At 54.7% G+C, this 18,137-nt stretch carries 18 protein-coding genes; 10 read left to right on the plus strand and 8 right to left on the minus strand.

What is annotated here, in order from left to right; translation table 11 throughout:
* Nucleotides 1–15 precede the first annotated feature (15 nt).
* A complete protein-coding gene (locus AC5DDB_RS02105; protein ID WP_491738010.1) occupies nt 16–1,506 on the minus strand; it encodes an arylsulfatase in 1,491 nt (496 codons plus the stop codon).
* Nucleotides 1,507–1,677: 171 nt separating this feature from the next.
* Here AC5DDB_RS02105 and AC5DDB_RS02110 point away from each other — a divergent pair, with 171 nt between their 5' ends.
* From AC5DDB_RS02110 to AC5DDB_RS02120, 3 genes are all read left to right on the plus strand, one after another.
* Complete coding sequence (locus AC5DDB_RS02110) at nt 1,678–3,099, plus strand: sulfatase family protein (protein ID WP_491738011.1); 1,422 nt, start codon at nt 1,678–1,680, stop codon at nt 3,097–3,099.
* Nucleotides 3,100–3,262: 163 nt separating this feature from the next.
* Nucleotides 3,263–4,849, plus strand: coding sequence for a hypothetical protein (locus AC5DDB_RS02115; RefSeq protein WP_491738012.1), 1,587 nt, complete (start codon nt 3,263–3,265; stop codon nt 4,847–4,849).
* Between the two features lie 40 nt (nt 4,850–4,889).
* Complete coding sequence (locus AC5DDB_RS02120; protein WP_491738013.1) at nt 4,890–5,711, plus strand: ThuA domain-containing protein; 822 nt, start codon at nt 4,890–4,892, stop codon at nt 5,709–5,711.
* Here AC5DDB_RS02120 and tsaE read toward each other — a convergent pair.
* Together tsaE and AC5DDB_RS02130 are read right to left on the minus strand one after the other, a co-directional pair.
* Nucleotides 5,697–6,182: a tRNA (adenosine(37)-N6)-threonylcarbamoyltransferase complex ATPase subunit type 1 TsaE gene (gene tsaE, locus AC5DDB_RS02125; protein ID WP_491738014.1), complete on the minus strand. Its 486-nt coding sequence runs from the start codon at nt 6,180–6,182 to the stop codon at nt 5,697–5,699. The two genes, AC5DDB_RS02120 and tsaE, sit on opposite strands and share 15 nt — an antisense overlap.
* Nucleotides 6,183–6,193: 11 nt before the next feature.
* Nucleotides 6,194–7,111 carry a DNA-methyltransferase gene (locus AC5DDB_RS02130; protein ID WP_491738015.1) on the minus strand — a complete coding sequence of 306 codons (918 nt, stop codon included), beginning with the start codon at nt 7,109–7,111 and terminating at the stop codon, nt 6,194–6,196.
* A gap of 285 nt (nt 7,112–7,396) precedes the next feature.
* On the opposite strand from AC5DDB_RS02130, the gene AC5DDB_RS02135 reads away from it, so the two are divergent.
* The 3 genes from AC5DDB_RS02135 (at nt 7,397) to AC5DDB_RS02145 (ending at nt 9,686) form a co-directional block, all read left to right on the plus strand.
* Nucleotides 7,397–7,993 (plus strand): fused DSP-PTPase phosphatase/NAD kinase-like protein, encoded by a 597-nt coding sequence (locus tag AC5DDB_RS02135; protein WP_491738016.1) that lies wholly within the window; start codon nt 7,397–7,399, stop codon nt 7,991–7,993.
* A gap of 66 nt (nt 7,994–8,059) precedes the next feature.
* Nucleotides 8,060–8,899 carry a glycosyltransferase family 2 protein gene (locus tag AC5DDB_RS02140; RefSeq protein WP_491738017.1) on the plus strand — a complete coding sequence of 280 codons (840 nt, stop codon included), beginning with the start codon at nt 8,060–8,062 and terminating at the stop codon, nt 8,897–8,899.
* Nucleotides 8,868–9,686 (plus strand): lipopolysaccharide kinase InaA family protein, encoded by an 819-nt coding sequence (locus AC5DDB_RS02145; protein ID WP_491738018.1) that lies wholly within the window; start codon nt 8,868–8,870, stop codon nt 9,684–9,686. The genes AC5DDB_RS02140 and AC5DDB_RS02145 overlap by 32 nt, the downstream gene beginning before the upstream one ends.
* A gap of 3 nt (nt 9,687–9,689) precedes the next feature.
* Here the strand turns inward: AC5DDB_RS02145 and AC5DDB_RS02150 are convergent, their stop codons facing one another.
* A complete protein-coding gene (locus tag AC5DDB_RS02150; RefSeq protein WP_491738019.1) occupies nt 9,690–10,184 on the minus strand; it encodes a hypothetical protein in 495 nt (164 codons plus the stop codon).
* A gap of 299 nt (nt 10,185–10,483) precedes the next feature.
* Between AC5DDB_RS02150 and lpxD the strand changes: the two genes are divergently transcribed.
* The 3 genes from lpxD (at nt 10,484) to AC5DDB_RS02165 (ending at nt 13,762) form a co-directional block, all read left to right on the plus strand.
* Nucleotides 10,484–11,572 carry a UDP-3-O-(3-hydroxymyristoyl)glucosamine N-acyltransferase gene (lpxD, locus tag AC5DDB_RS02155; RefSeq protein ID WP_491738020.1) on the plus strand — a complete coding sequence of 363 codons (1,089 nt, stop codon included), beginning with the start codon at nt 10,484–10,486 and terminating at the stop codon, nt 11,570–11,572.
* Between the two features lie 84 nt (nt 11,573–11,656).
* Nucleotides 11,657–12,559 carry an LpxI family protein gene (locus tag AC5DDB_RS02160; RefSeq protein ID WP_491738021.1) on the plus strand — a complete coding sequence of 301 codons (903 nt, stop codon included), beginning with the start codon at nt 11,657–11,659 and terminating at the stop codon, nt 12,557–12,559.
* Between the two features lie 105 nt (nt 12,560–12,664).
* Nucleotides 12,665–13,762: a dienelactone hydrolase family protein gene (locus AC5DDB_RS02165; RefSeq protein WP_491738022.1), complete on the plus strand. Its 1,098-nt coding sequence runs from the start codon at nt 12,665–12,667 to the stop codon at nt 13,760–13,762.
* 12 nt (nt 13,763–13,774) lie between these two features.
* On the opposite strand, the gene AC5DDB_RS02170 is transcribed toward AC5DDB_RS02165, so the two are convergent.
* Nucleotides 13,775–15,028 carry an outer membrane protein assembly factor BamB family protein gene (locus AC5DDB_RS02170; RefSeq protein WP_491738023.1) on the minus strand — a complete coding sequence of 418 codons (1,254 nt, stop codon included), beginning with the start codon at nt 15,026–15,028 and terminating at the stop codon, nt 13,775–13,777.
* Between the two features lie 323 nt (nt 15,029–15,351).
* Between AC5DDB_RS02170 and AC5DDB_RS02175 the strand changes: the two genes are divergently transcribed.
* Entirely contained in the window at nt 15,352–16,068 is a 717-nt protein-coding gene (locus AC5DDB_RS02175; protein WP_491738024.1) for a hypothetical protein, read from the plus strand.
* A gap of 9 nt (nt 16,069–16,077) precedes the next feature.
* Here the strand turns inward: AC5DDB_RS02175 and AC5DDB_RS02180 are convergent, their stop codons facing one another.
* From AC5DDB_RS02180 to AC5DDB_RS02190, 3 genes are all read right to left on the minus strand, one after another.
* Nucleotides 16,078–16,449, minus strand: a complete 372-nt coding sequence (locus AC5DDB_RS02180) for a DNA polymerase ligase N-terminal domain-containing protein (RefSeq protein WP_491738025.1) — start codon at nt 16,447–16,449, stop codon at nt 16,078–16,080.
* Nucleotides 16,450–16,456: 7 nt separating this feature from the next.
* Nucleotides 16,457–17,527 (minus strand): NHL repeat-containing protein, encoded by a 1,071-nt coding sequence (locus AC5DDB_RS02185; RefSeq protein WP_491738026.1) that lies wholly within the window; start codon nt 17,525–17,527, stop codon nt 16,457–16,459.
* Between the two features lie 131 nt (nt 17,528–17,658).
* Nucleotides 17,659–18,096, minus strand: a complete 438-nt coding sequence (locus tag AC5DDB_RS02190; protein ID WP_491738027.1) for a secondary thiamine-phosphate synthase enzyme YjbQ — start codon at nt 18,094–18,096, stop codon at nt 17,659–17,661.
* Between the last annotated feature and the right edge of the window lie 41 nt (nt 18,097–18,137).

Below are 18,137 nucleotides of genomic sequence, written 5' to 3' on the forward strand. Positions count from 1 at the left end.
TCGCGTCGTCTGGTTTCAAATTTCCGGCGGCGTCCACTCCGGAATGCCACGCTCACGTTTCTGACGTTCATAGCGGACGGCTTGTGGTTGTACCTTCGAGTACGACGCATCTTCATTGACCATGAGCGGAACAGTGTCCGCCCACCACTTATCGTAGGCCTGACGAAGCCCTTTGACGACCTCGGGATGCTCGTCGATGACGTTCTCCGCTTCATACGGATCGTTGGCAATGTCGTAGAGCTCTCGATTGTTGACGAGTCGCCAACGTTGCGTGCGGACCGCACAATCTTTGAGCTTGCTTTTGTTTGGGTCTGCACCTTTCTCCCAACGACCTTTATGCACAAACAGATGACGATCTTCCCAATCCGCCTGAGGATCCTCCAACAGCGGCAACAGTGATCGTCCATCGAACGGTTGCGTGTCGTCGGGAATCTCGGCGTTCGCGAGTTGGCAGAAGGTCTGATAAAGATCGATGTGTGCCGTCAATGCAGGGATATCCACGCCCTCTTTCAACTTCCCTTTCCATCGCCAGAATGCCGGGACGTGGGTGCCGCCTTCCCAGGGCGAACCTTTGCCGGTCTTGAACCCGGCGGTGAAAATGCGTGTTCGCTTGCCGTTCAGTTGGCCATTCAATCCGGCTTGGCCGTTGTCCGTCATGAAGATAACGAGCGTGTTGTCCCAGAGTTTCCACTCATCAAGTTTCTGCATCAACAAGCCGAAGTTGTCGTCGATATTCTCAATCATTCCATAACGACCGGCCGTATTCTTATCCCAACCCATTTCGAGAAACCGCTTCTTGTACTTCTCGGGAGCGATCATCGGACCGTGCGGCGCGTTAGGGGCTATGTACGCGAAGAACGGCGTTTGATTCTCATGGTTGTGCTTGATCCACCCGAGTGCCGCTTGAAAGAAGACATCAGTGCAGAACCCTTTGGTTTGCACGATCGTGTCGTTGTGCAGAATGACATTGTCGAAGTAAAGACCCTCTTTTTCACGGTTCGGAGGAAAGTCCGCACAGCTGCTGGGGTAAGACTGCCCGATTCCGCCGGCTCCGTGGATGAAGGTCTCGCTGAATCCACGGTTGTATGGTTGATATTCGTCCTCGTCTCCCAAGTGCCATTTCCCGAAGATGCCCGTTTCGTAACCGGCTTTACGGAGAAGTTCAGGAAACGTTGTCGTCGAGAGCGCCATTCGCTCGCGTTCTTTAATTGTGTGTGTCACGCCGTTGCGGAATTCGTGCCGGCCACTGAAGATGGACGAGCGGGTCGGAGCACACGTCGGGCTGACGTGAAAATCGGTAAACCGAGTGGACATCGCGTGAAAGCGATCGAGATTCGGCGTCCGCAAGACTTCATTGCCCATACACGACAGGTCGCCCATGCCTTGATCATCGGTCATCACGAGGATGATGTTCGGCCGAGAGCCTGCGAGCGATTCCGCCCGGAGTTCGCCCCCGATAAAAATGAGAAAGACAAGGAATCCAAGAGAACAGCGGTTGAGCGACATTGTTGGCCTTTCCAGAAGTGACAACGGGATCTCAAAAAAGCATCACGCATTCGTCGAGCGATCGCAAGTCTATCGTTTTCTGCGTGGAAGTTGACCTTCTGTAGTCAGACCTGGATACTCAACAACCTCACATCGAAACATTCACCAAAACGCTCACTCGGAAACGCAATCATGTTCCCTGTACGAGGTTTCTGTCCACAATCAACACAGGCGAAAGACCGCACTTACTCGACATGTTTGATCCTGTTCGTCGCCGCTTTGGGGTCGATCATCGCTTCCGGAAGGCCCGGATTTGCTGCCCAGGATTCGCAAAAGCCCAATGTGATTGTCATCCTGGCGGATGATCTGGGATATGGCGACTTGAGCTGTTTCGGTGCACCGGATCTGCAGTCGCCGAACTTGGACAAAATGGCGAGTAGCGGTCTGCGGTTCACAAATTTCTACGCGAACTGCCCCGTGTGTTCTCCCACGCGAGCGGCACTTCTCTCAGGCACGTATCAGGATCGCGTTGGCGTGCCGGGAGTGATTCGCACTTATGCTTCCAATAGTTGGGGTTGGTTGTCTCCCGAGTCGACGTTGTTGCCGAAGGTCTTGAAGTCGCAAGGGTATCACTCTGCGATCGTGGGGAAGTGGCATCTCGGTTTGGACTCCCCGAACACCCCGAACGAACGCGGCTTCGATCATTTCCACGGGTTCCTGGGCGATATGATGGACGACTATTACACGCACCGTCGTCACGACATCAACTACATGCGTCTCAATGAACAAGAGATTGATCCGAAAGGACACGCAACGGACTTGTTCACGAAGTGGGCATGTGATTACTTGCAATCGCGTGTCGACCAGCCGGAACCGTTCTTTCTGTATCTCGCATACAACGCGCCGCACACGCCGATTCAGCCACCGGCGGAATGGGTTACGAAAGTTCAGAAACGTGAACCCGGCATCACGGAACGACGGGCGAAACTCGTCGCGCTTATCGAGCATATGGACGCGGGAATCGGCGAGGTGATGCAGTGTCTCGAATCGACGGGATTGGCAGAGAACACGCTGGTGATCTTCACCTCGGACAACGGCGGCCAGATTAGTGTCGGTGCCAACAATGGCCCCACGCGAGATGGCAAAGGAACCGTCTACGAGGGCGGTTTGAAAGTCCCCGCGATCGCCGTTTGGCCGGGAGTGATCGAGAAGAACACCAAAACCTCGTTCACTGCGTTGAGCATGGATATCTTCGCCACAATCGTCGATGCCACCAACGCCGAAATGCCTCGGAAACTCGACGGGCGAAGTTTTCTACCGACTCTCAAAGGCGAAATGCAAAAACCGTTACGTTCGCTGATGTTCTTCCGTCGACGTGAAGGCGGCATCCAATATCAGGGCAAAACGATCGATGCCGTTCGTCGTGGTCCATGGAAGTTACTCCAAAACAGCCCATTTGGGCCGCAGGAGTTGTATAACCTCGACGACGATCCGCTCGAGAAAAAGAACTTGCTTTCCGACAACCGCCAAGTTTATCGCGAACTGGCAAACGAGTTGCAAACCCAGATTCGGACCTACGGACAAATCCCCTGGCAAGCGCCGGAATCGAAGTAATTGGTAACGCGATTTTGACTTCGCCCGCTTCATCCGACGAATCGACATGACAGCGGTCGGAAACATGGTAAAGTGCAGAGCAGGAATATTGTGACAGAGCGTTCCACGTAGCTCGGCTCTCGATGAGCATTTGTTTCGAGCACGGACCGCTGGGAGTTTTTCGATGCCGGTGAAAATTCGTTGTCCCGAATGTGAAAAGGGACTGACTCTCCCCGATAAAACTCGTGGTCGGGCGATTCGTTGTCCGAACTGCGGAGGAAAAGTGAACGTGCCCGGGGGCGGTTCGCAGAAGTCGACCGCTCCGCGTCGCAAACGGAAGGAAGCTCCTTCGCCGGGTGGCGGTGGGGATGTGGAAGACGTACTTGCACGGATCGACCTCTCGCGTGTCGAAGACGCCAACACCCGAATCTGCCCGAAATGCGGCGCGGAAGCCGGTGAGGACGATATCGAGTGTGATAAGTGCGGGGTCGACCTGGAAACGGGACAGCTATCTGCGCGGAAGAAGAAGCTGAAACAACGCGGCGGTCCCGACCCGGCCAAGTACTTTCAAAAAGGCGTGCCCGACGCTTGGCAGTTCCTCCTCGAGCACAAAAAAGTGGCATTCCGCACGATGATTTATCATGTCATCTGCGGCGCGTTGGGCCTGCTCAGTTTGTTCATGGTGCTGTATTGCAGCAAAGGACCGCTGAAGGCGTTTTGGTTTCTCGTGACCTGCACCTTCCTGCCAGTGATCCCCGGTTGGTTATGGTTGCTCCACACCGAAATCGTTCGGTTCACACATGACACCCGTCGGAAAGTCTGGAAACACCCCCGGTTCGACTTCTTCCAATCGGCCGCTAACGGATTCAAATTTCTCGGTTGGGTTTTGGTCGGCGGTTTTCCGATCATCATTGGACCGCTGATCTACGGCATCATGCAGATCAACGATCTTATGTTCTGGAAGGGTGTGGGAATCATCCTGCTTGGCTGTGTGCCTTTGATTCCCTTCTTTCCGATTGCAATGTCCCACTTTTCAATGCCTCAGGAGTGGCCCGGCTGGTGTTTCTGGAAGACGTTTCCTCCGTTCTTCACCAAGGGTGTCGCGAAACCGGCGTTGCATTGGGCGATGTTCTTTGTGATCGGAATGCTACCCGCGATTTTGTTAATGACCGGCATGGTTGTCAGTTTCGGCAAGGGTGTCTCCACGATTATCGACCAAGTGGAAATGAACGCCCGACGTGGTGCTGTCGAACTCTTCGAGGAGCCAAAGACAGGCGGTTCCGAAGGTGGCGGCGGAGGCGGACCCATGCCCTTGTCATACAAGTCCAAATCACCGAAGGGATTTTGGTTTGATACGACGGATAGCGAAATGGTCGCCATGAAGGCCTATGTCAATGCCGAAGGCGAGGACGCTGTCCCGGAAATCCAGTACAAACAGCTACTCGGTCCCTTTGCGATGATTCTCGGTGCGATCGCATTGCTGGGCATCCCTAGTGTGTTCCTCATGCGTCTCAATGGCTGGCTGACATATTACTACCAGCCAGACTTGAATCTGATCACGCAGGAAAAAGAAACGAAATGGGAAGGTCCGAAGGTCAAAGATCCGAACGCGCCCGATGCCGAGGAACCGGACAACAGCACCGCAAAAATCGTCGGGGGTATTGTCGGGACAATCGTCTTCTACTTTGTGGTTAACGTGATCAGTTACTTCTTTGACGGCCCCATATTTATGCCCCGTCCGCTCGCGAAAATTCTCAACATGACCGAGTAAGCGATCTGGCGGACAACTCGATTGGAACAAAGGTGGCTTGATGCGAATTTTGCTCGCGTTGGTTCTCGGTTATTTTCTGACCGCGGGGCCCTGTGCATTCGCGGCTGAGAATCCTCGACCGAAACGGATCCTGCTGCTCGGGCAGAAACCCGACGGACACCCGTTCCGAACGCACGAATACATGGCCGGTGTCAACCTGATGGCCAAACTTCTGCAGCCGTTCGAGAACCTCCAAACCATCGTGGTTTCCGCGGACGACGCTTGGACCGACGGACCGGAACTCATCGATGGTGCTGACGTGGTCGTTGTGTTTCTATCGCAGGGTGCAAAGTGGCTCAATGCCGATGCCGATCGACTGAACGCGTTCGAACGTCTTGCTCAGCGGGGTGGGGGATTGGTATGCCTTCACTGGGGCATGGGCACGAAAGATGCCGAGGATATCCCGGCTTATGTCTCCCTGTTTGGCGGATGTCATGGCGGACCGGATCGGAAGTTCAAAGTGGTCGAAACCACCGCTCGGCCCGCTAAAAAGATGCACCCGATTCTAAACGGAATCACGCCCATCCCTGTGCATGAAGAATTCTACTATCAGCTCAAATTCCCGGCGGAACGCAAGAACCATACGGGGCTGATCTCTGCGAATATCGAAGGCCAAGACGAAACTGTTGCGTGGGCTTGGGAACGTGCAGACGGCGGGCGTTCATTTGGTTTCAGCGGCGGACATTATCACAAGAACTGGGAACTGGCAGGCTATCGGAGGTTAATGCTTCAGGGCATTTTGTGGACTGCGAAACAACCGATTCCCAAAGCCGGGGCGGATGTCGATATTCAGCCAACAGCACTCAAATTAGAACCGCGTTGAATCGAGTTGGCGTTGTAGATTCGTCACGACTCGATCCGACAGTTCCCCACTCGAGGTGATGGTAAACTGCCGACTCTCCGTGCCGGTGACGGAAATATCAATCCAAAGACGATCTGTCGGCAAAATATCCACGACGCGGTCGGCCCACTCGATCAGACAAACGCCATCAGCGGTGAATAGTTCTTCTGCTCCGAGTTCCAAGAATTCGTCTTCATCGCGTAGCCGGTACGTATCGAAGTGAAAGACCGGTAAACGACCGGCATATTCGTGGATCAACACGAATGTCGGGCTATTGACCAATTCACTCGCAACGCCCAACTCCCCAGCAACCGCCCGCACCAACCGAGTTTTCCCAGCCCCGAGATCACCGACCAAACCCACGACCAAATTGGGTTCGCATACCATGCCAAGGCATTGTCCGAATTGTTGAGTCTTCGACTCGCAACTTGACGTAAACTGAAGATTCGCCATGCTTGATCATCTCATTGTTCGAGCTTGCGTCCCGCACGTGTGGACGGTGCGCTTTGTAGTGGATCGTCGGCTCCGTCGAGGGCATCACCAGGTTGAATTTGTTCCAATCGTTCGCTCGCCCAATTAGCGTAGTCCTCGCTAATTTCGAAGCCGAGGTATTTCCGCCCCAGCTTTTTGGCGACGGCTAAGGTAGTGCCGCTTCCCGCAAACGGATCGAGCACCAGATCGTTCTCGTTCGAGCAACTCCGGATGATCCGAGCCAAGATTTGCTCTGGCATTTGGCACCCGTGCCAACCTTTGCGTTCCTTGAAAGTCCCGGCAACACGCGGAACGTACCACGTATCCTCGGTTGACTGGAAACTCTTGGGCACGTCTTGCGGACGCAATACCCAACCCTCGTGATCGCGAAGCACGGGCGGCATGATCCAAGTATCGTCGGGAAGCCGCCCCTTGGGATTTGCTCTTTTGTCTTTGTAAACAAGTTGCCGGGCCGATGGCACACGCACGGCCGGATCGTCTGCGTTGAAGGTGAATTTCGACGGATGCTTCGTGAAATACAGCAAATGAGCATGCGACCGGCTGAACTTGTGACTGCAATTGACGCCAAAGGTGTAGTACCAAACCACCCAACTGCGAAAATGCATCCCTAAATTACGCTTCAGCAAGACTTTAAGTTCGGCCGCGTACTCATCCCCGATTGCCAACCAGAAGGTACCATCATCTTTCAGAACTCGGACGACCTCTGTCATCCATTCTTCGCACCACTGTTCGTACTCGTCGGCCGGAAGATTGTCGTCGTACTGATCATAGTGATAGCCAATATTGAACGGCGGATCGGCGAAAGCGAGTTCGATGCAACCGTCGGGTAGTTTCTTCAATTCGCTCAGGCAATCGCCTTGTACTAAACGGTTGCTTCGTAGTTTGGCCATTGGTGCAGTTTGTTCCTAACGTCAGACAAATCATGTTCGGCCCCATAATAAGGAGCGAAGCCAGCATGCGCAAGCCTATCAAGATTTTCGTCCGTTTGACTCGAAAGCGACTCGTCCACAGCGAACGTCTGGGGTCATTTGTTACCGCCCCGGGGCTGAAAGTCGGTCGTGAGATCAGAAATAACGATTGACGAAGTTTAACGTTTGTCCTAGAACCCTCGCGCGACCTCGGCGAATTTCGCCGGCTTCCGACTCTCGAATGGACTCGCACTCGGAGCCTCTTCCATGAAACGACGACTGACTATCTGGGGAATCGGCCTCGCCGCTGTGATCGGCACTGTGGCTGGGGGATACTTCTACAATCAACATCATCGGTACAAACACTTGGCCACTCACGACGAGGGTCTGGTTTATCGAGCCGCTTGGCTAGAACCGGATGTACTCGATGAAGTCATCGAAAAGTACCAGATTCGCGCCGTCGTGAATCTTTGCAATCCGGGCGAGATGGGTGAACCGCGCTGGGAAGGTGAACGCAAAGCCGTCACCAATGCCGGTGCCCGACTGATCGAGTTGCCAATGACGCTCAATGTGGAAGCCGAAGATCCGACGATTTCCGACCACCTCGAAGTGCTCTCGGACCCGAACAATTATCCGATGCTCGTCCACTGTCAACACGGTGTCACGCGGACTGCGAAGTTTTTGTCACTCTACGACATCAAATATCGTGGTTTGAGCGCGGAAGATTCCCTCGCTCGGCAACCGCTGTTCGGACGTGACGATCACAATGTGAATGTGCGGGCGTTCGTCAAGAATTTTGACAAAGAGCACAACAAACTCTATCCCACCGCATCTGCCGAAGACATTCGCGTGTTGCGGCAATAAGTGGCGTCGAACGGCTTGGCGTACCAAACGGATTCTGCGTGAAAAGTCCGCATGAAGGGTTGAGAAATGGGATCGGCTGGTCCGCGTATCACAATTTGCATACCGCATTGGCAGGTCGAGCAATACGCCAAACCCTGCTTGCGATCCATTCGGCAGCACTCCGAAGATTATGATTTGGAAGTGATCGTCGTCGACAATGGTTCCAAGGACGGAAGTCTCAATTACCTCCGGTCGCTGGAGTGGATTCATCTGTTCGAACGACCGGATGAAACCTCCGACAACTGGCCGAAAAATGTGTTCACGGCTTGGGACCGCGGACTCCAACTAGCCTCGGGCGATTACTTCGTCACGATGCACTCGGACGTGTTCGTTCGGAAGAACCGCTGGCTCGACCGAATGCTGGCCATCCTCGAACGTGACGAAAACATTGCTGCGTCCGGGGCCTGGAAATTGGAATTGGAACACCCATTTTATCTTTGGCAGAAACGCGTCATCGGTTTCGCCACGAATCGTGTGAAATCGGCCCTCGGACGCAAAACCGCGGAGGCGTGGAAGACGCGGCAATTCCCCCGAGACTATTGTGCAATGTATCGCACGCAAACGCTGCGAGCCAATGGATTGTCGTTTCACAAAGACGGCATGAAGGGCGGGGGGTATGCCATCGCGCAGCAGATCTGGGACGCGGGCTATCAAACGGGGCTCGTCCCTGTTCGCGACATGGCGGAGGACGTGTTTCACGTCGCGCACGGAACCGCGGCGCTTCGTCCCGAAAAGCCCTTGAACCATCGTCGTGCGCAAAAGAAAGTCGAGAACAAGGTTTCCGAATTATTTGCGGAACCGTGGATTCAACACCTCGTGAACGAAAGCTCGTTGGATGCCTCTTTCCGAAACAATCGCGCCGCCTAGTTGGGCGTTTCCCGCACAGGGAGACTGGCCTACGCGGTTTCGTCTGGATTGGCCTTCGCCGTTCTCCGGTTCCGCGATTTACGAATCCGCGGAAGCACGCGAGATCATGCATCGTAGCGGGTTGACGAATCTCGATCGCCTTTTTTCGCTCACGCGATTGAGCGTCCACGGACATCGTGGTCGCGCTGTCGTGCCGATGGCATTGCCCGGTAATGAAAAGGCGATCCCGTCGTTCATCAAGCTCAACTGGGGACGTCGGCGTGTGTGGCCACGAATGACCGATATCAAAAGCGGTCAGTTTCTCAAAAGTTTCCCTCACCGGGAATGGTTGGGAATCGAACGGCTTCGCAGCATCGGTCTCCGTGTGCCGGAGCGAATCGCTCTGCTGAGACATGGCATTCTGCGATTTCGCGAAGCCGTTGTATTGCGAGAAGTTCCGCCCCCGCATTCATTGCACGATATGTTCGCCAATGGTCGGTGGGACCGTCTTCGCAAGGAACTGCAAACGGAATTGCTCGTCAGTGTGGCCAGAACGTTGGGCAAGATTCACGAAGCCCGATTAGCATGGCGTGGCGTTTGTACGCGTCACTTTTTTCCGGCGCTTGCAGCCGACGGAACGTGGAAACTCTGGCTAATCGACTGCGAAGGCGTGCATCGGTCCCAAGCTGAAAAAGATCAGAAACGCGATCATCGAAAGATGATGAAAGCGATGAACTGCTCCGCCGCGGACAAAGCCACCACGGAGCAGATGGCACAACTTCTTCAGACCTGCCGACCAACACGGTAACCGTCACTCTTCGCAGTGATCACAGGTGCCGTTGGCGTTGGAATCGACGCAGTCACAGTTTTCGAGGAAGCATTTGCAGCGTTGGTCAGGCGTACGGTGATAGTACGCCGGGCCATAGCCGCTGACCGGTTGCAGCAACACCGCACGGTGGTAGTCCATCCGCTTCGGTGTTTCCGGTTCCACGAAAAGACGACCGTATCCCCGCGGACGGAAGGTGTCTTCCTTCGCACACCGCAACGCTTTGGTCCAACCGAACAACTTCGGGCGATACCACACGTCATAGTGTTTCGCGGGCAGATCGTAATTGGGATGTGCCGCTGTCGCACTCGGCGGATAGCCGGGATGTGGGTACTCGCGGTAGTAGTCGTAACCGTTGCCGATCGGTCCGACCGCCGGCATCGCGGGTGGAATTGGGTCCGCGTGAACCGAGTTCACCGCCGCGATCACGATCGTCGCGGCCAGAGTACAGCTTCCAAGCATTTGAATTCGATTCGGCATTCGGAATCCCTTTCCATCGCTCCTCGATTGGCACGTCCTTGTCATCGGAATTCTGCACCACTCGACAATTGAATGCTCACGGGAAATCCTTCAAACCGTGTGAACCGGTACACACGGACTCCTACAGCCGATCCAACGCAAAAGTCTTTCCGAACTTGCCTAGTTTTCGTGCTCTTGCCTGACTGATCCGCTCTTGCGACAGATTTCGATTTTCGCTAGAAGTTCTCGAATCCACCGGGTGTCCTCCACCCGTGAATCTACGATTGCCAACAATTGACCACTCCGGAAGGGACTCCAGAATGGCATCCGTTCGTCTTACGACATTGGCCGAGAAGCTCTCCGCGAGACTCGTTGGCGATGGCGATTTAGAAATTGCCGGTGCTCAGGCGATCGACAAGGCTCAGCCGACTGAAATCACATTCGTCGCCGACGAAGCGAATCTCAATCGGCTTCACGATTCCCAAGCCGGTGCCGTCATTTTGACGGCCTCCCTGGCAGATTCCCCGCGTCTTGCGGGGATCACCATCCCAAAACTCTTCGTGGAGAATGCGAAGACCGCGATGACTGTCGTGCTGACGATGCTGCGTCCGGCACGCGAACGTCGCCAGATCGGTGTTTCTCCCCAAGCGAACATTGCCGCTTCTGCTCGAATTGGCAAAGAAACCGATGTCCATCCTGGTGTCACCATCGGCGATGACGTTGTCGTTGGTGAACGCTGCGAAATTCATCCGGGCGTTGTCATCAGTGCAGGAACTCAGATCGGTGACGACTGCGTTCTCGACGCGAACGTCGTGTGCTATCCGGACACGCAAATCGGAAATCGCGTTCTGATTCACGCGGGAGTCGTCATTGGATGTGACGGCTACGGTTATCGGCAGGTGAACGGCAAACACGTCAAAGTACCGCATTTCGGTTGCGTTCGCATCGAAGACGATGTGGAAATCGGAGCCAATACTGCAATCGACCGGGCGATGATTGGCGAAACTGTCATCGGTGCCGGAACCAAAATCGACAACCTCGTTCAAATTGGGCACAACTGCGAAATTGGTCGACATAACCTCATCGTCTCACAAGTAGGCATGGCAGGATCGGTCACGACGGGGGAATACGTCGTGTTGGCAGGCCAGGTTGGTGTGGCAGACCATGTGCAACTTGGCGATGGCGTCGTCGTGGGGGCTCGTGCCGCAATCAATAAAAATATTCCAGCAGGGGAAACTTGGATCGGGCATCCGGCGATGAAAGCCGATCAATCTTTTAAGGTCATGATGGCCTCCAAGAAATTGCCGGAAATGCGAGAAACGCTTCGTGGGTTAGTCAAGCAGGTTCGAAAACTTGAAGCCGAACTCGAATCCCAGCGGGAAACACCCGAAACTCGCGAAGCGGCTTAGTGAGTCGATTGACGTTGCTCGCATTTGAACTTTGTTTGAACAACGTACTGGCAAGATGCCAATGCGAATAAGTTGAAATCAATCATGGACGGCACGATCCCAATTCGCGGCAAACAACATTCCCGCAAACCTCCACGCGTGGGCTTGCTCGCAGGTGGGGGTCGATTTCCGATATCGTTCGCGGAAGCGGCTCGGCGACAAGGGTTGTCGGTGTTTGCAGTTGGTGTTGTCGGGATGGCTCCTGATGAACTCGGGGAAATCTGCGACGACTTTGTCACCGCTCCGTTGGGTCGGATCGGCAAAGCGATCCGGCTGTTTAAACGAGCTGGTGTCGACCGCGTGGTGATGGCGGGAAAGGTCGAGAAGACAACGCTGTTGGCCCGATTTCGCATCTTGCGTCATCTGCCCGATTGGCGAACGCTGCACATGATTTTCAACTACGCAGTCAAAGATCGTCGAGATGATACACTGTTGTTAGCCGTCATTCGCGAATTCGCACGTGACGGCATTCATTTTGATTCAGCCCTGGAATACTGCCCGGAGCTGCTCGTGAAGCACGGATTTCTTACCCAACGTAAACCCACGCCGGCCCAATGGCGGGACATCAAATTCGGCTGGGAACTGGCCAAGGAAATGGGACGGCTGGACGTCGGTCAAACCGTGACCGTCAGCGACCAAGCCGTGATCGCCGTGGAAGCGATCGAAGGGACGGATCAATGCATCCGCCGCTCCGGTCAGCTTTGCAAACGCGGCAAGTTTACCGTCGTCAAGGTCGCGAAACCGCAGCAAGACATGCGGTTCGACGTGCCCACCGTCGGCGTGCAAACGATTCAAACCATGCGTGAAGCCGGGGCTCGTGTTCTCGCCATCGAGTCAGGTCGTACGATCCTACTCGACGAAGCGAAGGTGATCGATCTCGCGAATAAGGTCGGCATCACTTTGGTTTCGCTCAACGCCGAAGAACTGCAACTCAAAGTCGCTTCTTGAAGCGTTTGGCCTATCGAACTGTGAGGTTCTCGCGAGAGTTGTTCGGAAACGACAATTCTTTAGAATCGATCCCGAAGATCGATTCCTAGCGTTCAGACTTCACACATGTTCGAAGGGTCCGATGCCATGCGTGTGGCACACGTTGCGGTTACGTTCATTCTTGTCTGCGGAATTCGCGTCGGTATTGCGGAAACACCGATGGCGTCACATTCCGATCTGTCGTGGTATCGCGGACCGAACGGCGAACCGCAAGCGATTCGAAATCGTGCAGATTGGGAATCGCGTCGAAAAGACGTACTCGCAGAATTTCAGAAAGTAACCGGGCCGCTGCCGGACCTTTCGAAACTCCCGCCGCTGGATGTCAAAGTCCTGTCGAGTGTGGAGACCGACGACTTCACACGGCAAACGATTTCGTACGTTGCGGATGAAAGCGGCCGCGTCACTGCTCATCTCTATGTGCCGAAGAATATTCCGTCGAACGAAAAACGCAGCGGCATCTTGGCACTTCACCCGACCGGGAACGCGGGGAAACTGATCGTCGCCGGCGAAGCCAACCGTCCGAATCGACAATACGCCGCCGAACTTGCCAGCCGTGGACATGTGGTGCTAGCCCCCGATTATCCTCCGTTCGGCGATCTCGAGGGGTACGACTTCACGGCTGATGGCTATAAGTCGGGAACTCTGAAGGGCATCGTCAATCACATCCGCGGAGTCGATTTACTGGTCGCGCGACCGGAAGTCGATGCGGAAAAGCTCGCCGTGATCGGTCACTCGCTGGGTGGACACAACGCGATTTTCGTGGGAATGTTCGACCGACGGTTGAAGGCGGTGGTGTCGAGTTGCGGTTGGACGCCGTTCCATGATTACTATGGCGGAAAGATTGCCGGCTGGACGAGCGACAGATATATGCCGGCTTTGAAAACCGAGTATGATCTGAACCCGGATCGCGTGCCGTTCGATTTCTACGAACTTTGTGCCGCTCTCGCCCCGAACGGATTCTTCTCTAGCTCTCCGATCGGTGATTCCAACTTCGACTACCGCGGCGTGAAAAAAGCGGAACCAAAGATTCGAGCTGTCTTCGAACGGTACGAGCAGCCGGATCGATTCCGCATTGTGTATCCCGATTGTCAGCACGATTTCCCGCCCGAGATTCGAGAGCAAGCCTACGAATTCATCGAGCGGGTTCTCAATGGTGAGCTCTAACCGTGAGTTTCGTCAGTTTCCGGCATCGATTTCGGCTTCCGGTTCTGGTTCGGTTTCCGGAGCCAACGGCGGCAGAATTGGTTGTTTTTCTGGCGATTGGTAGTAGGTCGGAAACTCGGATCCAATTTCCTTGATGACCGCAACCAGCCCACGACTTGTCGCCATGATCAGGCGATCGGTCTTTTCGTTGTAGATGATGTTGTCGTAACGATTCAGCGGCAAAACGCCCTCCACGCCGAGTGTCTCCCGATTGACGAGGACAATATTCCCCGTGCGGTCGGTCAGCATGTAGAGGTTCTCGGTGGCGGTGACGAACTTGTCGAGACGGGGCCAATAGCCGTTGGTACGTTGACGCCCGGTTACGCCATCGAGCAAGTAAACGCCCGCCCGTTCGGGAGCAATAAACAAGTCGTTCTTGATGGCGATTGGTGGTTTGCGGATCGGCAAACCTGCGACGAACCGCCAACGAATTTGCCCGGTCACTTCATCCACTGCGTAGACGTTGAAGTCTTCTGAGGCCAAATACAGCAAACCATTCGCGTGAGCCAATCGAGCCGTGATCGTGGCGTCTGTTTCCAATTGGAATTTCAACGCGCGGTCGTTCGTGGTGATGGCATATAGCGAACGATCTTCACTGGCGAAAAACAACGCCGGTTCGATTGGTATCCCGGGAGTCGCGACGGCACCATCGGTACGGAAGTTCCATTCGATCGTCTGATACGACCATTCCGGCAGTTTGGCGTCTTCGAACAGGTCTTTGATCTTCTTGAGGTTGTAGGCGTACATGGTGCCATCGAGCATGCCGATGAACATGCGACGTTCGTCAACGGTCGGGCTTGTGGACGGTTGGCTGGGCAAGCGAATCTGCCATAGGAGATTCCCTTTCCACTTTTCGACGGCGAAAATGTAAGAGCCCGTTGTCACCAACGCCAACTTTGCATTGGTCGTGATCGGATAACTTGGAGCGTCGCGATAACCCAGTTGAATAGCCCACAGTTTGATGCCATTGTCGGCATCGAATGCGGTCACGGTACCGGCGGTGGACTGAACAAAGACGATTTCTTCGTCAGCGGTCAGATGAGCAACTTCATCTCGGGCGGGATCGAGCACGGCCCGATTCCACCATGCCAATTCCAAACCATAGCGGTTGAGAATTCGCGGCGTGGGAAGGAGAGGTTGTCGACCGCCCGGTTGAGCTTGCACACTGGGCAGCGATACCGAACTCACGGTGATGGCAAACAGTAAAGGGTATAGAAATCGACGCATGGCGATGCACAACTTTCCGGGAATGGGCCTAGGTGTATTCTCAGTTTAATTGGTTGTTCGGTCGTTGTCCGGCAAATTCCGGTTGAGGAATCCGGGTTTTCCAAACCAGATCGCGATTCGGTCGCTTTGTCGCGTTCAGCGAATTGATTCCGGGTATTCGTGCCCCGGATGTCACCGGACCCGCGGAATCCTCATCTTGACCCTATTCGCTATGAAACCTACGATTATCACGACGTCAACAGCTCTCTTGGCTCGCGAAATCGCTTGCGAACCCCTGTTCGGAGAGTTTTCCAATCGCTCTTCCCCGAGGGAAGGAAACCGTGATGACACGCAAAAAATGGCTAGTATTCGGCGTGTCGTTTGTCCTGCTTGCGGGCGGGGCGAGTGCAGCGGTCTTCTGGGCGTTATGGCAAGTCCCGGAGTTCTACACCCAGGCCGCATCCTCGGTTTCGAAAGACCCGGAGGTTCGCCAGCAGGAAGCCAAAGAACTGGTCCAGGCGACAACCGGTTTGGTGAACGACATCAATCACAGCGACCGATGGACTGCGACCTTTCAACAGTCGCAGGTCAATAGTTGGGTCGTGGAAGAACTTCGTCGACCGGAATACGCCAAACTCATCCCGGACGGCATTCGCGATCCGCGAGTCTTGATTCAGACCGACGTCATACAAGTCGGTTTTCGAATGAAGTACAAGGCGTGGGACGGCATCGCGAGTGTTTTCGTGCGTCCGTGGGTGACTGAAGACTTCCGTTTAGCCCTTGAAGTCGAACAGATTCGTGCTGGGCTCATTCCGATTCCGCTCGAGGAAACACTGCACGAACTGACCCAGGAAATTGAAGAAGCAGGTTTCGATGTGGAATGGCGACAGTCCAACGGGAACGATGTCGCCATCATTGATTTCGGCAGTAATCCGCGTCGACCAATTCGGCTGGAATCGATTCAAGTGCTCGATGGGGCCGTCGAAATTATCGGTGGTTTGGCCACTCCACCGAAAGTTGCCAGCCAAGTTCCCCCCGGTGTCATTGATCGGCGAAACTGACTCGTCGACTCAAGAGTCCGACGAAGATGACATCGTCTGAAAGTGACATTCCCAATCGTCAGCGTCGATGTGCCTCAGGACACAGACTCCGTTGATGACGTCGCTGCTCAATAGAATCTCAATGATGCCGGCATCCGGATCGCCGACCCGCCATTCGAATTGGCCGGTCATGACCCGTGTCACGGTACCGCGATTGCCGCTCAACGGGCCGGAGTAGTCTAAATAGACTGACCGGTGATTCGGCAGTTTCCTGGCAACGATTGTGTCGCGATTGCTCATCGGCTGTGCCAGACGCCATGTGAGCAGTTCTCCGCCGTGCTCCAGAAAGAAATCCCAATGCTCGTCGGGATGATCATGGTGCGAAATCGTGAAACGTGGCATTGCGGATTTAGATGACTGGTCCGCTAGGTTTCGGTTGCGGACTCTTCTTGGGGGTCGGTCGCAACCGCAAGGGAATCGTCTGCCCGCAATGTGGACAGGGAATTCGTAAATTCATCGTGATTTTCATCAACGATTGAAAATCCCAGTTCACGAACACCAAGTTGCCGTCGGTGTCAAAACTCAAACTGATGGTGCCCTTGGGGACCGTTGCAAAAATTCGGCCCGAGCCCATCGTATCGACGTAGGTCAGTTCGGTTCCGCCATAGTTGGTTACAATGAGATGCCCCTGCGGATCAAACGTCAAATCGGACGGCACGGAGAGTCCTTGGAACACAATGAACCGATTCCCCATCGGGTCGAACCGATAAACGGTGCCTTCCGTCGAACTAATGGTGTAAAGGTAGCCATTTTGGTCGAAAGCGATTGCGGCCGGTGTCGGGAGTTCGTCGACGAACGTTTGGGCGTCCCCATCGGGAGTGATGCGAACGATACGATCCCCTTGGAAGTCGGCCACGTACAAGGTGCCTTGCGGGTCGAATGCCAACCCGGTTGGGCCAGTCAGCCCGTCGGCGAACAAAATCGGCATTCCGCCGGGAGAGACTTTGACAACCGTTCCTTGCCCGGCGATTCCCGAGGCATGGTTGGCCACATACAGATTTCCCGCAGAGTCGCGGGCGAGTCCGGCAGGTTCATGCAAGTTACTGACGAATACGCTGGCTTCACCTGTCGGCGTGATCTTCATAACGACATCGGCCCCCCAGTCGGCGACCAACATCGAACCATCTGGGTCGATCAACACTCGTCGTGGTTTCGACAAGGCCACGTCGAACCTGGAGACAATCGGGCGAGCGTTCAGTCGGACTGGGCGGTGACGGTGCGAACTTCCATCATCAAGTTGCGAGATGCCACGGGTTGGGTCACCCTCGAGATCAGGCGGCAAATATGTGTCGTCCTCAAACGGATCATGGACGACAATTTCCGGGGGAGCAGCCAATGATGGACGATGGAGAACACACAGGGAGATCAGAATCAAAGCGGCCGAATACACGCTCAAGTAATTGTGAGTCCTCAATGCCATCACATTTTCCTTTCTCGATCCGTCGGCAAAGTGAGTCCGAGTCAACTTTGAAAGTCAGAATCCACCGAACTCATTATGGTTGTGCCGCAGCGCCTACGGGCAAGTCTATTGTGATGACTGAAAAGGCGATGTCAATCATTCGTTACTCGGCTGTTACCTTGTAACGTCAGTACCAGCCGCCGTGAGCCGGCATGGTTGCGATGTTCGCAGAGATAAATCCCCTGCCAAGTTCCCAGGCACAAACGCCCGTCGCGGACGGGAATACTGAGACTGCACCCCGTCAAAGTGGCCTTCACATGCGCTGGCATATCGTCGGGACCTTCGCAGGTGTGACGATATGGAAAGTCTTCAGGTGCGATTGCGCTGAGAGAGCGTTCTAGATCGATCGGCACGTCTGGGTCAGCGTTTTCGTTGATCGATAGCGAAGCCGAGGTGTGCAGAATAAACACGTGCAACAAACCGACGCCCACGTCCGCTATCTCTGGACAACCATCAACAACTTGCCGGGTCACGATATGACATCCCCGCCGAAACGCGGGAAGTCGAATTTCATGTTGGGTCCAAATCATGGTTCTGCCGATCGCTCTATTTCGAAGCCAATTCCAGCTTC

This window comes from Thalassoroseus sp., from assembly GCF_984380535.1.

Coding starts and splice junctions, on each gene's coding strand:
- AC5DDB_RS02175 (WP_491738024.1), top strand. CDS start 15,352: ATGACACGCAAAAAATGGCTAGTATTCGGCGTGTCGTTTGTCCTGCTT.
- tsaE (WP_491738014.1), bottom strand. CDS start 6,182: ATGGCGAATCTTCAGTTTACGTCAAGTTGCGAGTCGAAGACTCAACAA.
- AC5DDB_RS02135 (WP_491738016.1), top strand. CDS start 7,397: ATGAAACGACGACTGACTATCTGGGGAATCGGCCTCGCCGCTGTGATC.
- AC5DDB_RS02180 (WP_491738025.1), bottom strand. CDS start 16,449: ATGCCACGTTTCACGATTTCGCACCATGATCATCCCGACGAGCATTGG.
- AC5DDB_RS02160 (WP_491738021.1), top strand. CDS start 11,657: ATGGACGGCACGATCCCAATTCGCGGCAAACAACATTCCCGCAAACCT.
- AC5DDB_RS02145 (WP_491738018.1), top strand. CDS start 8,868: ATGCCTCTTTCCGAAACAATCGCGCCGCCTAGTTGGGCGTTTCCCGCA.
- AC5DDB_RS02150 (WP_491738019.1), bottom strand. CDS start 10,184: ATGCCGAATCGAATTCAAATGCTTGGAAGCTGTACTCTGGCCGCGACG.
- AC5DDB_RS02140 (WP_491738017.1), top strand. CDS start 8,060: ATGGGATCGGCTGGTCCGCGTATCACAATTTGCATACCGCATTGGCAG.
- AC5DDB_RS02105 (WP_491738010.1), bottom strand. CDS start 1,506: ATGTCGCTCAACCGCTGTTCTCTTGGATTCCTTGTCTTTCTCATTTTT.
- AC5DDB_RS02185 (WP_491738026.1), bottom strand. CDS start 17,527: ATGGCATTGAGGACTCACAATTACTTGAGCGTGTATTCGGCCGCTTTG.
- lpxD (WP_491738020.1), top strand. CDS start 10,484: ATGGCATCCGTTCGTCTTACGACATTGGCCGAGAAGCTCTCCGCGAGA.
- AC5DDB_RS02190 (WP_491738027.1), bottom strand. CDS start 18,096: ATGATTTGGACCCAACATGAAATTCGACTTCCCGCGTTTCGGCGGGGA.
- AC5DDB_RS02130 (WP_491738015.1), bottom strand. CDS start 7,111: ATGGCCAAACTACGAAGCAACCGTTTAGTACAAGGCGATTGCCTGAGC.
- AC5DDB_RS02110 (WP_491738011.1), top strand. CDS start 1,678: ATGTTCCCTGTACGAGGTTTCTGTCCACAATCAACACAGGCGAAAGAC.
- AC5DDB_RS02165 (WP_491738022.1), top strand. CDS start 12,665: ATGTTCGAAGGGTCCGATGCCATGCGTGTGGCACACGTTGCGGTTACG.
- AC5DDB_RS02115 (WP_491738012.1), top strand. CDS start 3,263: ATGCCGGTGAAAATTCGTTGTCCCGAATGTGAAAAGGGACTGACTCTC.
- AC5DDB_RS02170 (WP_491738023.1), bottom strand. CDS start 15,028: ATGCGTCGATTTCTATACCCTTTACTGTTTGCCATCACCGTGAGTTCG.
- AC5DDB_RS02120 (WP_491738013.1), top strand. CDS start 4,890: ATGCGAATTTTGCTCGCGTTGGTTCTCGGTTATTTTCTGACCGCGGGG.